Annotated in this window: 12 protein-coding genes; 4 read left to right on the top strand and 8 right to left on the bottom strand. The window is 63.7% G+C overall.

The window, feature by feature from the left end; translation table 11 throughout:
- Positions 1-84 precede the first annotated feature (84 nt).
- Positions 85-846: a YdcF family protein gene (locus CXQ80_RS20775; protein WP_101322252.1), complete on the top strand. Its 762-nt coding sequence runs from the start codon at positions 85-87 to the stop codon at positions 844-846.
- Between the two features lie 182 nt (positions 847-1,028).
- Here the strand turns inward: CXQ80_RS20775 and lnt are convergent, their stop codons facing one another.
- Genes lnt through CXQ80_RS20755 form a run of 4 tightly spaced genes read right to left on the bottom strand, consistent with a single transcriptional unit; the run spans position 1,029 to position 4,873 of the window.
- On the bottom strand, positions 1,029-2,546 hold the full coding sequence (gene lnt, locus CXQ80_RS20770) for an apolipoprotein N-acyltransferase (RefSeq protein WP_101322251.1): 1,518 nt from the start codon (positions 2,544-2,546) through the stop codon (positions 1,029-1,031).
- Between the two features lie 8 nt (positions 2,547-2,554).
- Positions 2,555-3,394, bottom strand: a complete 840-nt coding sequence (locus CXQ80_RS20765) for an HlyC/CorC family transporter (protein ID WP_101322250.1) — start codon at positions 3,392-3,394, stop codon at positions 2,555-2,557.
- A gap of 5 nt (positions 3,395-3,399) precedes the next feature.
- Positions 3,400-3,888: an rRNA maturation RNase YbeY gene (ybeY, locus tag CXQ80_RS20760; protein WP_101322249.1), complete on the bottom strand. Its 489-nt coding sequence runs from the start codon at positions 3,886-3,888 to the stop codon at positions 3,400-3,402.
- Positions 3,881-4,873 carry a PhoH family protein gene (locus CXQ80_RS20755; protein ID WP_101322248.1) on the bottom strand — a complete coding sequence of 331 codons (993 nt, stop codon included), beginning with the start codon at positions 4,871-4,873 and terminating at the stop codon, positions 3,881-3,883. The genes ybeY and CXQ80_RS20755 overlap by 8 nt, the downstream gene beginning before the upstream one ends.
- 208 nt (positions 4,874-5,081) lie before the next feature.
- Here CXQ80_RS20755 and CXQ80_RS20750 point away from each other — a divergent pair, with 208 nt between their 5' ends.
- Complete coding sequence (locus CXQ80_RS20750; RefSeq protein WP_101322247.1) at positions 5,082-5,408, top strand: DUF1820 family protein; 327 nt, start codon at positions 5,082-5,084, stop codon at positions 5,406-5,408.
- A gap of 3 nt (positions 5,409-5,411) precedes the next feature.
- Here CXQ80_RS20750 and CXQ80_RS20745 read toward each other — a convergent pair whose 3' ends face one another.
- The 4 genes from CXQ80_RS20745 to CXQ80_RS20730 form a co-directional block, all read right to left on the bottom strand.
- Complete coding sequence (locus CXQ80_RS20745) at positions 5,412-5,969, bottom strand: tetratricopeptide repeat protein (protein WP_101322246.1); 558 nt, start codon at positions 5,967-5,969, stop codon at positions 5,412-5,414.
- Positions 5,970-6,131: 162 nt separating this feature from the next.
- Positions 6,132-7,415 (bottom strand): glutamate-1-semialdehyde 2,1-aminomutase, encoded by a 1,284-nt coding sequence (gene hemL / locus CXQ80_RS20740; protein WP_101322245.1) that lies wholly within the window; start codon positions 7,413-7,415, stop codon positions 6,132-6,134.
- 15 nt (positions 7,416-7,430) lie between these two features.
- Entirely contained in the window at positions 7,431-8,054 is a 624-nt protein-coding gene (gene thiE, locus CXQ80_RS20735) for a thiamine phosphate synthase (RefSeq protein ID WP_101322244.1), read from the bottom strand.
- A gap of 21 nt (positions 8,055-8,075) precedes the next feature.
- Positions 8,076-8,873, bottom strand: a complete 798-nt coding sequence (locus tag CXQ80_RS20730) for a hydroxymethylpyrimidine/phosphomethylpyrimidine kinase (RefSeq protein WP_101322243.1) — start codon at positions 8,871-8,873, stop codon at positions 8,076-8,078.
- Positions 8,874-9,137: 264 nt separating this feature from the next.
- Between CXQ80_RS20730 and CXQ80_RS20725 the strand changes: the two genes are divergently transcribed.
- Both CXQ80_RS20725 and CXQ80_RS20720 read left to right on the top strand, forming a co-directional pair.
- Complete coding sequence (locus CXQ80_RS20725; protein WP_101322242.1) at positions 9,138-11,117, top strand: hybrid sensor histidine kinase/response regulator; 1,980 nt, start codon at positions 9,138-9,140, stop codon at positions 11,115-11,117.
- Positions 11,118-11,231: 114 nt separating this feature from the next.
- On the top strand, positions 11,232-12,884 hold the full coding sequence (locus tag CXQ80_RS20720; RefSeq protein WP_101322241.1) for an acyl-CoA dehydrogenase family protein: 1,653 nt from the start codon (positions 11,232-11,234) through the stop codon (positions 12,882-12,884).
- Positions 12,885-12,908 lie beyond the last annotated feature (24 nt).

Genomic DNA, 12,908 nt, shown 5'->3' with positions numbered 1-12,908 from the left:
TACATAGCATGATCGGCGCCGGGCGCTACTTGTCGCTCGGTGTCGATCCTCTTAGTCTGCACGCCTTCACAGGAGGTGCAGGCAATGCCTATTCGATTCTTTATCAAGCAGTGGCTGATGCCGCCTGGCTTGCTGTTCATCTTGCTGCTGGCCGCGTGGTGGTTGCGCAAGCGCCGGCCGCGGCTGGCATTTGCCTGCTTTACGTTGGGGCTGGGCGGTTTATGGCTGATGAGCCTGCCGCTGGTGGTGGAGCAGGTCGCGCGCCAGCTGGAAACCGAAACGCCGCTGAGCCTGGCGCAGTGGTCGGGGCTGGCCCAGCGGGCAGATGCGATCGTGGTACTCGGTGCCGGCCGCGAGCGCGGCGATCCTGCCTGGGGTGGTCAGGATCAGCCTACCGGGCACGCGCTGGAGCGCATGCGCTACGCCGCGCAATTGGCCAAGGCCTCTGGTTTGCCGGTATTGACCAGCGGTGGCTTGCACTACGGTACCCCGCCCAGCGAGGCGCAGTTGATGGCCGATCGGCTGCGCGATGACTTTGGCGTTACGGTGAAGTGGCAGGAGCAGGCCAGCCGTACCACCTGGGAAAACGCCCAGATGAGCGCGCAACTGTTGCAGCCGTTGGGCATTCGCCGGGTGGTGGTAGTGACCCAGGCCTGGCACATGCAGCGCTCGCGCTGGAGCTTCGAGCAGGCGGGCTTCGAGGTAGTGCCGGCGCCGGTGGGCTTCCTCGGCCAGGATCATGCGCGGCCGTTTGCCGGGCTGCTGCCTGAAAGCAGAGCAGTCTGGCAGAGCGGGCAATTGCTCAATGAGGTGGCGGGTATGATCGGTTATCGGCTGTTCTACTGAGGCAATGCGCCTTCCGCTCATTACACCGCCCCTTGTAGGAGCGGCCTTGTGTCGCGAAAGAGCTGCGTAGCGGCCCCAGATTTCAGCTTCGCCGCCGAGATCCCCGGGCCCGCTTTGCGGGCCTTTCGCGACACAAGGCCGCTCCTACAGGGGGCCGCGCAGGCAGGTGTTGCGCGGTTTGCTCACACGGTTTTGGCTATGCGCCTGGCGGCCAACGCCCAGCCCATCAGCAGCAGGCAAACAATCGCCAGTGGCCACGAGCGCCATTGCAGGTAGGGCGTCAGTTGCTGCATCGGCACCACTTCGCCATACAGGATCGCCTGCTGGAACTGCGGGATCTGCGTGGTGATGCGGCCAAACGGGTCGATCAGCGCGGTAACGCCATTGTTGGTCGCACGGATCATCCAGCGGCCCGCTTCAAGCGCACGCATCTGCGCCATCTGCAGGTGCTGCAGCGGGCCGATCGAGGTGCCGAACCAGGTGTCGTTGCTGATGGTCAGGAGCAGATCGCTGCGCGCCGCCAGGCTGGCGGCAAACTCGGGGTAGACCACTTCGTAGCAGATGTACGGGGCGATCTGATAACCCTTGGCCTGCAGCAGCGCCTGGTCGTCCGGGCCGCGGGCGAAGTCCGACATCGGCAGATTGAAGAACTCGATCACCCCGCGCAGCATGTCCTGCAGCGGCACGTACTCGCCAAACGGCACCAGCTTCTGCTTGAGGTAGGTGCCATCGCCTTCACCGGTCACGGTGATGCCGTTGAAGTAGCGCCGTTGCTGATGCACCACTTCGCGCACCGGTACCCCGGTAATCAAGGCCGAGTTGCGCTCGGCGGCAAAGCGTCCCATCACGTCGATGTAGCCCTGGGCCTGATCCTTGAGGACCGGCACGGCCGTCTCGGGCCAGACCAGCAGATCCACTCGCTTGGAGGTAAAGCTCATGTCGCGGTACAGCGCCAGTTGCGCGTCGATGTGTGCTGGGTCCCACTTCAGGTCCTGCTCGACATTGCCTTGCACGGCGGCGACGCTCAGCGGCTCGCCGGCAGGGCGCGTCCAGGCGTGGTCCTTGAGGGCCATGCCGAGTACCCATGGCGCCACCAGCAACAGTGCGCCAACTGCCATGAATGCCGGGCGTGCGCGCAGTCGGTGCAGGTTGCACAGCAATGCAGCGCTGAGGGCCAGGGCGAACGAGATCAGCCACACCCCGCCGAGCGGCGCGAGGCCGGCCAGCGGGCCATGCAGCTGGCTGTAACCGGAATAAAGCCACGGGAAGCCGGTCAGGAACCAGCCGCGGAAGGCCTCCTGCAGCAGCCACAGCGCGGCAAAGCACAAGGCGTCGGCTAGCGGCGCTTCGTTCCGGCGCAGCCAGCGCGCCCAGAGCCAGGCGGGCAGGGCAAAGAACCAGGCAATGGCGGCAAAGAATGCCACCAGCAGCAGTACCGCCAACAACGGCGAGGCGCCGCCGTAGGTGGTCATGCTGATGTAGATCCAGCTGGTGCCGGCGCCGTACAGACCGAAGCCGAAGCACCAGCCGCGACCCATGGCCTGGCGTGGGCTCAGCTCGCGCAGGCCAGCGTAGAACAGGCCGACGGCAAGCAGGGCCAGCGGCCACAGGTCGAACGGCGACAGGGCCAGCAGGGTAGACGCGCCGGCCGCCATGGCCAGCAGGTTACCGGGCCAGCCGGGGCGGGTGATCCAACGCATGGTGTTCCTTAACGGCTAATCGGGGTCAGGCGCAGCAAGTGCACGCGGCGGCTGTCGGCGTTGAGCACGCGGAAGCGATACGCGCCGATTTCGGTGGTTTCGTTGCGCTTGGGCAGGTGACCGAAGGCACTCATCACCAGGCCGCCGACGGTGTCGAACTCGTCATCGGAGAACTCGCTGTCGAAGAACTCGTTGAAGTTCTCGATCGGCGTCAGCGCCTTGACCAGGAAGTCGCCACTTGGCAGCGGCTTGATGTAGCTGTCTTCCTCGACATCGTGTTCGTCTTCGATGTCGCCGACGATCTGCTCAAGCACGTCTTCGATGGTGACCAGGCCGGCGACGCCGCCGTATTCGTCGATCACCACGGCCATGTGGTTGTGGTTGGCGCGAAACTCGCGCAGCAGCACATTCAGGCGCTTGGACTCCGGCACGAAGGTGGCCGGGCGCAGCAGGTCCTTGATGTTGAAGCTGTCGCCGTTCTCCTGAAGGATCAGCGGCAGCAGATCCTTGGCCAGGAGGATCCCGAGCACATCGTCATGGCTTTCGCCGACCACCGGATAACGCGAGTGCGCGGCATCGATCACCGACGGCAGAAACTCGCGCGGGGTCTGGCTGGCCTTGATGCTGATCATCTGCGAGCGCGGCACCATGATGTCGCGTACCTGCAGGTCGGCGACCTGAATTGCACCTTCGACGATGGTCAGCGCTTCGCTGTCGAGCAGCTTGTTCTGATGGGCTTCGCGCAGCAGCTCGAGGAGCTCCTGGCGGTTTTTCGGCTCATGGGCAAAAGCCTGGGTCAGTTTGCCCAGCCAGGACTTTTGCCCGTTGCTCGATCGGTCTTCGCTCATGGCGGTTACTCGTGTTCCTTGCTGATGTCGGTAGTAGGGAGGTGGTCGTCGGCATACGGGTCAGGGTGACCCAGTTCTGCCAGCAATGTTCGTTCCAGTGCTTCCATCTCTTCGGCTTCGTCATCATCGATGTGATCGTAGCCAAGCAGATGCAGGCAACCATGGATAACCAGGTGTGCCCAGTGTGCTTCAAGTGCCTTGCCCTGTTCGGCCGCTTCGCGCTCGACCACGGCCACGCAGATCACCAGATCGCCCAGCAGGGGAATATCGAGCAGTTCGTCGGGGACGTCGGCAGGAAATGACAACACATTGGTTGCGTAATCTTTATGACGGTAGGTGTGATTGAGCTCACGGCCTTCGCTTTCATCGACCAGGCGAATGGTCATTTCCGAATCGGCAGTGCGCTGGCGCAAGGCCAGCTCACACCAGCGGCGGAAGTCGGCGTCATCAGGGCTGGCCGCATCGGTAGCCCGTTGCAGGTCGAGTTCAAGCATCGCGTGCGGGTGCCTCGGCCTGGCGGCTCTCGAAACGGTCGTAGGCCTCGACGATGCGCTGCACCAATGGATGACGCACGACGTCCTTGGACTGGAAGTGAGTAAAGCTGATGCCCTGCACGTCCTTGAGCACATCGATGACATGGGTCAGGCCCGACTTGGTGCCGCGTGGCAGGTCGACCTGGGTGATGTCACCGGTGATCACCGCGGTCGAGCCGAAGCCGATCCGGGTGAGGAACATCTTCATCTGCTCGAGCGTGGTGTTCTGGCTTTCGTCGAGGATGATGAAGCTGTTGTTCAAGGTGCGACCGCGCATGTACGCCAGCGGCGCGATCTCGATGACCTGACGCTCGATCAGCTTGGCCACATGCTCGAAACCGAGCATTTCGTAGAGAGCGTCGTACAGCGGACGCAGGTACGGGTCGATCTTCTGCGACAGGTCGCCGGGCAGGAAACCGAGCTTTTCGCCCGCTTCGACCGCCGGACGCACCAGCAGGATGCGCCGCACCTGTTCGCGCTCCAGCGCATCGACTGCGCAGGCTACGGCCAGGTAGGTCTTGCCGGTACCGGCCGGGCCAACACCGAAGTTGATGTCGTTGGCGAGGATCTCTTTGACGTAGCGTTGCTGGTTGGCACCGCGCGGGGTGATCTTGCCCTTGCGCGTGCGCAGCGAAACGCTGACCTCGTTGACCGCCGGATTGGCGATGTGTTCGACCGCCGACTCCTGCAGATACAGGTGGACCGTTTCCGGCGACAGCTCGGTGGCCTTGGTCTCACGATAGAGACGGCGCAGCAGCTGTTCGGCAGCGGAGGTGGTCTTGGGTTCGCCGACCAGTTCGAACTGGTTGCCGCGGTTGCGGATCTGGATGGACAGACGCTGCTCGATGAGCCGCAGGTGCTCGTCGAACTGGCCACACAGGTTGGCGAAACGATGGGCCTCGAAGGGTTCGAGGATGAAACGATGGGGTTCTATGGGTGCGTTCAAGGTCGTTTTAGGCCGCTCGCCGGCTATAGAGGTGAACTCAAGAATAACCCTTGTCTGACAGTGGCGAAAGCACTGAAACGATCAAGGGTCGGTGCAGGCGCTTTTGCCGACCAATTGACCCGCCGTCGGCGCCATGTGAGGCCTCGCAGTGGGCCGGGCTCTGCTATGATGCGGGCCATTTTCAGACCAGTGTGCCTATACGCCGATCATGAGCAAAAGCGAACCCGCGATCTACAAAGTGATCTTCCTCAATCAGGGGCAGGTCTTTGAAATGTATGCCAAGCAGATCTTCCAGAGCGACCTCTGGGGTTTTCTCGAAATCGAAGAGTTCGTCTTCGGCGAGCGCACCCAGGTGGTGGTCGATCCGAGCGAAGAAAAGCTCAAGGCCCAGTTTGAGGGAGTGATCCGCAGCTTCGTGCCGATGCACTCGATCGTGCGCATCGATGAAGTCGAGCGGTTGGGTACAGCGAAGATCAGCGAAGCCAAGATCACCGGCAACGTGATGCCGTTCCCGATGCCAATACCTACCAAATAATCCTTACGGCAGCGGGGCGAAAGGGCTGCGGCCCTCGGCGTTCTGCAGTTCGAGCAGGTATTTGCGGAAGATCTGGCCGAGCACCTGGGTGGCGTGCTCGAGTTCGTCGCGGGGCATCTGCTCGGTGACTTCGTCAGCCAGGTCGAGGGCATCCTCGGCACCGTTGACCGCGGCCATCTTCAGCAGAATGTACGCCTGGACATTGTTGGCCTTGACCCCTTCACCATGGAAGAACATCGAGCCAAGCCGATACTGGGCCTGAGCATGGCCTTGCAACGAGGCTTGCTGGAACCAGTTGAGGGCTTTGTTGAGGTCGCGTGCGGCTTGCTCGCCGTTACCGCTGTAGTAGAACTCGCCCAGCTCGTACTGCGCCTGGGCATCCCCAGACTCGGCAGTGTGCTCGCACGCCTTGAGGGCGTTCTGCAGGTCCTCTGGCTGAACGTTGAGAGTGCAGCGGCCCGTCGCTGGAATCAGCAACGAGTTACCGCCCTCTGCCAAGGCCAGCAGGGGCTGAAGGAGCAACAGGCAGCCCAGGGTCAGGGCGCGGCCGGTGCGGTTCATGGGGATCGACTTACCTCTGCAAGCTGTCCGATGTCTCTGGTGGCACATTATGGGATAAGCAGCGCCAACCTTACAAAGTTTTACTCGATTTTCTGTTGAAGGTGGGTCTGCGGGGGCCTTTTCGCGGCGGACCGCCGCGAAAAGGCCCTCAGCCGCGCTGATTTACTTCAGCTTGGCAAACGCCCGCTCGGCCGCATCCAAAGTGATTTTCAGCTCGGTATCGCCATGCACGATCGAGGTGAAACCAGCCTCATACGCGCTTGGCGCCAGGTACACACCGCCTTCCAGCATCAGGTGGAAGAAGCGCTTGAAGCGCTCGGTGTCGCTGGCCATGACGTCGTCGAAGGTGACGATATCGTCCGCGCCGGTGAAGTACAGGCCGAACATACCACCCGCTTGAGTGGTAACAAACGGCACGCCCGCAGCATCGGCGCGCTGTTGCAGGCCGTCGAGCAGGTTGCTGGTGAAGCGGCTCAGCTCATCGTGGAAGCCCGGACGGCTGATCAGCTTGAGGGTAGTCAGGCCGGCGGCCATGGCCAGTGGGTTACCCGACAGGGTACCGGCCTGGTACACCGGGCCGAGCGGGGCGATGCATTCCATGATCGCGCGCTTGCCGCCGAAGCAGCCGACCGGCATGCCGCCACCGACGATCTTGCCGAAGGTAGACAGGTCCGGGGTGATGCCGTAATGACCCTGAGCGCCGCCCAGCGATACCCGGAAGCCAGTCATCACTTCGTCGAAGATCAACACCACGCCATGCTTGTCGCACTGCTCGCGCAGGCCTTCAAGAAAGCCCGGCGCCGGCGGTACGCAGTTCATGTTGCCGGCAACCGGCTCGACGATGATACAGGCGACGCTCTGGCCGACTTCGGCGAGGGTCTTTTCGACTTCGGCGAGGTCGTTGAACGGCAGGGTCAGGGTGTGCTTGGCAAAGTCTGCCGGGACCCCCGCCGAACTCGGCACGCCCTGGGTCAGCAGGCCGGAGCCGGCCTTGACCAGAAGGCTGTCGGAGTGGCCGTGGTAGCAGCCTTCGAACTTGATGATAGCGTCGCGGCCGGTGTAGCCACGGGCCAGGCGAATGGCGCTCATGGTCGCTTCGGTGCCGGAGCTGACCATACGCACCATCTCCATCGACGGCACCAGCGAGCAGACCAGGTCGGCCATCTCGGTTTCCATCGCGGTCGGCGCGCCGTACGACAAGCCATGCTCGAGTTGCTTGCGCACCGAGTCGAGCACGTCCGGGTGGCTGTGGCCGAGAATCATCGGCCCCCACGAGCCGACATAGTCGACGTAGCGCTTGTCGTCTTCATCGATGACATAGGCGCCCTGGGCGTGCTTGAAGAACAGCGGCGTGCCACCGACGCTCTTGAAGGCACGCACCGGCGAGTTGACGCCACCGGGGATGTGCTTCTGGGCCTGGGCAAAAAGGAGTTCGGAACGGGACATGGTTTTCTCTCGAATTCAGGAAGCGAACAGCGCGTTGAACGCGCGGGCCCGGCGGGTGACTTCGTGGGCGTCGTCAGCCGCAAACAGGCCATGAATGACGGCCAGCAGGTCGGCGCCGTGGTCGATCAATGCCGGGGCGTTGTCGAGGGTGACGCCGCCGATCACGGCGATCGGCAGTTTCACCGTGGCACGGGCCTGTGCCAGCAACTCCAGGCTGGCAGCCGGCGCGCCGGGTTTGGTCACGGAGTTGAAAAAGCGCCCGAAAGCGACATAGTTGGCGCCTTCACGGGCGGCCTGCTCGGCCAGCTCGAGTTGAGCGTGACAGGTCGAGCCGATGATTGCATTGCGCCCGAGCAAGGCTCTGGCAGGCATCAGCGGGCCGTCGGTCTGGCCCAGGTGCACGCCGACGCCCAGGCGCGCGGCCAGCTCGGCGTCGTCGTTGATGATCAGTTGGCTGCCGTAACGCTCGCAGAGCACCTTCAAGGCTTCGGCTTCGCGCAGGCGCTTGGCCGCATCGTCGCTCTTGTCGCGGTACTGCAGCAGGCGCACACCGCCGGCCAGCGCCGCTTCTACATGGGATTCAAAGCGGCCAGCGAGCAGCTGGCTGTCGGTGATCGCGTACAGACCGCGTAGCTTCATGTCAGGCCTCGTGTGCGTAGCTCAGGAGCAGAAATCCAGCGGCAGGCGGCGCGGCACGAATTGGCCACGGCCCAGTTGTTCGGCGTCGCGCAGAGTCCGCCAGGTGTAGTCGAGGGCGCTGCGTACGGCGCTTTGCAGTTCTTCGCCAAGGGCCAGGCGACCGGCCAGGGCGCTGGCCAAGGTGCAACCGGAACCGTGATAGCTGCCCGGCAAGCGCTGGCAGAGCCAGGTCTGGCTGCTGCCATCGCGGCTGTACAGGCGGTTATGAATGGCGTCTTCGTCACCGTGGCCGCCGGTAATCAACAGGTTTTTGCAGAACGGCAGCAGCTTGGCTGCGCACTCGTCGGCACTGCCTTCGGGCAGCTCGGCGAGAATGCGTGCCTCGGGCAGGTTGGGCGTGGCGATGGTCGCCAGCGGCAACAGCCGTTCGCGCACGGCATAGCCGACCTCATCCCTGCCCAGCCGACCACCGCCGCCAGCGCGCAGTACCGGGTCACAGACCAGCGGCAGGTGCGGGTGCGCTGCCAGCAGCTCGGCCACGGTGTCGACCATTTCGATCGAGCCGAGCATGCCCAGCTTCACCGCCGCCACCTGCGAGTCGTTGAGTACGGCGTTGGCCTGGGCCAGCACCCACTCGCGGTCGAGCACGCGGAAGTCGGAGACGTTGACGGTATCCTGCACGGTCAGAGCGGTCACGGCGGGCGCGGCGTGACAGCCTTGGGCGATCAGGGCTTCGATATCTGCCTGCAAGCCGGCGCCGCCACTGGGGTCGTGGCCGGAGAGACAGAGGACAACGGGGCGGGAGCTGTAGATATTCATGGTCGGCGAGCTTACCACCAAACCTATTTCGGCGAAGCGCCCCGCGTGTCGATAGTGCAGGGCGTTGCTCGGGATGGGACGGTTATTTCGCCTGTAAATGGCGTGCTAGAGCTGTTCGGTCGAAATCATGCGGACTTGATCGCCATCACTGATGGCTATGCTAGAGTGCACAAATAATTCGATAACGGGCCCTACCGGATTACGTCGCCTCAAAGGGAAAGGGGGCCAACGCGACGCAACCGAAAGGGCCATGCTGGGGCTGTAATGCGCTATTTGCTGATCATCTTGCTGGGCTGCTTGCCCGTGCTCGCCGCAGCTGTGGATTTTGACGACGCGACCCGGCATCTGCCGCTAGGCAAAATCATGCAGGTGTATGAGGACCGCACGGCCAGTGCGACCATTGCCGAGGTCAGCTCGGCGGAATTTGCCGAGCGTTTTGTCACCCATAAAGAAGACGTGCTCAACGCCGGTTATTCCAACTCGGTGTTCTGGCTGCGCCTTGATCTGCGCTACGTCGCGCCGGCCAGCCAGGCCGCCCGGCAATGGCTGCTGGAGCTCGCTTACCCGCCGCTCGATCACCTCGAGCTGTACCTGGCCGACGCCCGCGGCCATTTCAAGCTGGCGCAGCGCACCGGTGATGCCCTGCCGTATGCCAGCCGGCAAATCCAGCAGAACAACTACCTGTTCGAACTACCACTGCAGCCCGGCCAGCCGACCACGGTGTATCTGCGCCTGCAGAGCGAAGGCTCGGTTCAGGCGCCGCTGACGCTATGGTCGGTGAATGCCTACATGGAAGATCAGCCTACCCGCCTGTATGTGCTGGGGATGATCTATGGCGTGTTGCTGGTGATGCTGGTGTACAACCTGTTCATCTACATCAGTGTGCGCGACGTCAGCTACCTCTATTACATCCTCTATATAGCCTCGTTCGGCTTGTACCAGGTGTCGGTCAACGGCGCCGGAGTGGCGTATTTCTGGCCGGACAGCCCGTGGTGGGCAAACGCGGCGACACCGCTGTTCATCGGTGCCGCAGGCTTGTTCGGCTGCCAGTTTGCCCGCCACTTCCTGCAGATGGGCCTGCTCAGCCGCGGCTTCGACCGGCTGCTGCAAGTGCTGATGCTCGGCGGCGCGCTGGTCATGGTGCTGGCGGTGACCCTGCGCTACGGCGTGGCTCTGCGCATGGCCACGGTGCTGGCGCTGCTGTTCACCGTGAGTATCTTCAGCGCCGGGCTGTATGCCTGGTGGCGCGGGCTGCGGGTGGCGCGCTGGTTCATCATCGCCTGGTCGGCGTTTTTGCTCGGCGGGCTGGTCAATACCTTGATGGTGCTGGGCTATCTGCCCAACGTGTTCATTACCATGTACGCCAGCCAGCTCGGCTCCGCGCTGGAAGTCGCCTTGCTGTCGCTGGCTCTGGCCGATCGCATCAACAGCTTGCGCGAGCAGCAGGCGCAGACCCTGCGCGACACCGGCCAGACCCTGGAGCAGCTCAACCAGCAACTGGCCCGCAGCAACCGTTTGAAGGACGAGTTCCTGTCGACCGTGACCCACGAGCTGCGCACCCCGATGAACGGCGTGATCGGCTCGCTGCAGCTGATGCAGACCCTGCCGATGGACAGCGAACTCAGCCAGTACCAACACACCGCCACACGCTCCGCCCAAGACATGATGGTGATGGTCGACGACATCCTCATCCTGAGCGAACTGCAGGCGGGCAGGCTGCGTGCGCATCCCTTGCCGTTCAACCTGCGCCGCGAGTTGCAGGAACTGCGCGCCAGCTTTGCCGGGCTGGCCTTGAGCAAAGGCCTGTACCTGAGTTTGGATATCCCGGCCGACCTGCCCGACGAGCTGGTCGGCGATGCGCCAAAGCTGATGCGCTGCCTGCGTTGCCTGGTCGACAACGGCTTGAAGTTCACCGAGCAGGGTGGGGTGATGATCAAGGTCCGTGGCCGCCGGGTTGGCCCGCACAGCCTGGCGCTGTCGTTTATCGTCAGTGACAGCGGCATTGGTTTTGATGACCTTGATCAGGCCACGCTTTATCAGCGCTTCTTCCAGGTTGATGGCTCGATGACCCGGCGCTATGGCGGGCTGGGCATCGGCCTGTCGATCTGCCGGCAGTTGGGCGATTTGCTTGAAGCGAGCCTGTCGCATGAGTCGACCCGCGGACTGGGCAGCCGTTTCGAACTGACCCTGAACCTGAGCGCGGCCCAGGTTCAGGCGCCGCCGGGCCGCGTTGCCAGGTTCTGAGTGCGCGGCGTTGTCGTAAAGCGCCGCCGCGATAGGCCGATTCGTCACTTTGACTGACCGCGCAACGGTGCTTCACTGGCAGTCCAAGGCCAGCACGGCACCAGGAGCGCGCCCATGAACCTGCACCAGTACGCCGAGACTCACCAGGTCAGCAACCAGCCGCCTTCATTGGATGGCGCCAACCTGTACCGGCTCGATCTGCCGTTGCAGCAATGGTCACAGCGCTTTGGCGCCGGCTGGGCGCAGGCGCAGCTGGACAGCTATGGCGCGCTGGCCGGTGGGCCGCTGATGGCGGCGGGGTTTCTGGCCAACGCGCACAAGCCCGAGTTCCACAGCCACGACCGCTATGGCCATCGCATCGACCTGGTCGAATTTCATCCGGCCTATCACCAGTTGATGCGCACTGCTGTCGAGCATGGCTTGCCATCCTTGCCCTGGGCCGCGCCGCAGCCTGGTGCGCATGTTGCCCGCGCCGGGCTGACCTATCTGCACTCGCAAGCTGAAGCTGGCACCGGCTGCCCACTGACCATGACCTTTGCCGCGGTGCCTGCGCTGCGTGTGCAGCCGGAGCTTGCCGAGTACTGGCTGCCCAAGCTGCTGGCCCGCGACTACGATCCGCGCAATGTCGGCGACCGGCACAAGGGCGGTGTCACCCTCGGCATGGCCATGACCGAAAAGCAAGGCGGCACCGACGTGCGCGCCAACACCACGCGGGCCTATCCGGTCGGCGCCGGTGGCCCCGGCCAGGCGTACGAGCTGGTCGGGCACAAGTGGTTCTGCTCGGCGCCGATGTGCGATGCGTTTCTGACCCTGGCGCAGACCGACAAAGGCTTGAGCTGCTTTTTGCTGCCGCGCCATCGCCCCGATGACAGCCGCAACCAGTTCTATATCCAGCGCCTGAAAAACAAACTGGGCAACTGCTCCAATGCTTCCAGCGAAATCGAATTGCGCGGCGCCCTGGCGTGGATGATCGGCGAAGAGGGCCGCGGCGTGCCGACCATCATCGAAATGGTGGCGATGACCCGCTTCGACTGCATGGTCGGCTCCAGCGCGCTGATGCGCCAGGCGCTGACCCAGGCCGCGCACCACTGCGCCCATCGCCAGGTCAGTGGGCGCCTACTGGGCGAGCAACCCTTGATGCAGAACGTCCTCGCCGACCTCGCCCTGGAAAGCGAGGCCGCGCTGGCGCTGAGCCTGCGCATGGGCCAGGCATTGGACCAGCTCGAAGATCCGCAGCAGGCGCATTTCGCCCGGTTGATGACTGCGGTAGGCAAATACTGGATCTGCAAGCGCGCCCCGGCGATGATCAACGAAGCGGCGGAATGCATGGGCGGCGCGGGCTACGTTGAAGACAGTATCCTGCCGCGGTTGTACCGCGAGGCGCCGGTCAACTCGACCTGGGAGGGCTCGGGCAATGTGCAGTGTCTGGATGTGCTGCGTGCACTGAGCAAGGAGCCCGGTATTCAGGACGCGTTGTTCGCCGAGCTGGGCGATGGCCACGGCGAACCGCGGCTGGCGGTGCATATTGCCAGGCTCAAGAGCGCCTTGGCCGACACCAGTGACATCCAGTACCGCGCCCGTCAGCTGAGCGAAGACATTGCCCTGGCGGTGCAGGCCAAACTACTCCTCGAAGCGGGCAATGCGCAGGTCAGCGATGGCTTCATCGCCAGCCGCCTGGGCGGCTCGGGCAGGGTCTACGGCGGGTTGCCGCGCGGTGTCGACGTGCAGGCGCTGGTCGCGCGGGCGACGCCGCCGTGGCCGTGCTGAGGCTAATGCATCCGCAGGGGTGTA

Source organism: Pseudomonas sp. 02C 26 (assembly GCF_002843585.1).
Taxonomy (GTDB): domain Bacteria; phylum Pseudomonadota; class Gammaproteobacteria; order Pseudomonadales; family Pseudomonadaceae; genus Aquipseudomonas; species Aquipseudomonas shirazensis.
Note: the sequence above shows the minus strand (reverse complement) of the source record. Positions and strands in the feature narration are given on the sequence as shown.

Coding starts and splice junctions, on each gene's coding strand:
- CXQ80_RS20775 (WP_101322252.1), top strand. CDS start 85: ATGCCTATTCGATTCTTTATCAAGCAGTGGCTGATGCCGCCTGGCTTG.
- lnt (WP_101322251.1), bottom strand. CDS start 2,546: ATGCGTTGGATCACCCGCCCCGGCTGGCCCGGTAACCTGCTGGCCATG.
- CXQ80_RS20765 (WP_101322250.1), bottom strand. CDS start 3,394: ATGAGCGAAGACCGATCGAGCAACGGGCAAAAGTCCTGGCTGGGCAAA.
- ybeY (WP_101322249.1), bottom strand. CDS start 3,888: ATGCTTGAACTCGACCTGCAACGGGCTACCGATGCGGCCAGCCCTGAT.
- CXQ80_RS20750 (WP_101322247.1), top strand. CDS start 5,082: ATGAGCAAAAGCGAACCCGCGATCTACAAAGTGATCTTCCTCAATCAG.
- CXQ80_RS20745 (WP_101322246.1), bottom strand. CDS start 5,969: ATGAACCGCACCGGCCGCGCCCTGACCCTGGGCTGCCTGTTGCTCCTT.
- hemL (WP_101322245.1), bottom strand. CDS start 7,415: ATGTCCCGTTCCGAACTCCTTTTTGCCCAGGCCCAGAAGCACATCCCC.
- thiE (WP_101322244.1), bottom strand. CDS start 8,054: ATGAAGCTACGCGGTCTGTACGCGATCACCGACAGCCAGCTGCTCGCT.
- CXQ80_RS20730 (WP_101322243.1), bottom strand. CDS start 8,873: ATGAATATCTACAGCTCCCGCCCCGTTGTCCTCTGTCTCTCCGGCCAC.
- CXQ80_RS20725 (WP_101322242.1), top strand. CDS start 9,138: ATGCGCTATTTGCTGATCATCTTGCTGGGCTGCTTGCCCGTGCTCGCC.
- CXQ80_RS20720 (WP_101322241.1), top strand. CDS start 11,232: ATGAACCTGCACCAGTACGCCGAGACTCACCAGGTCAGCAACCAGCCG.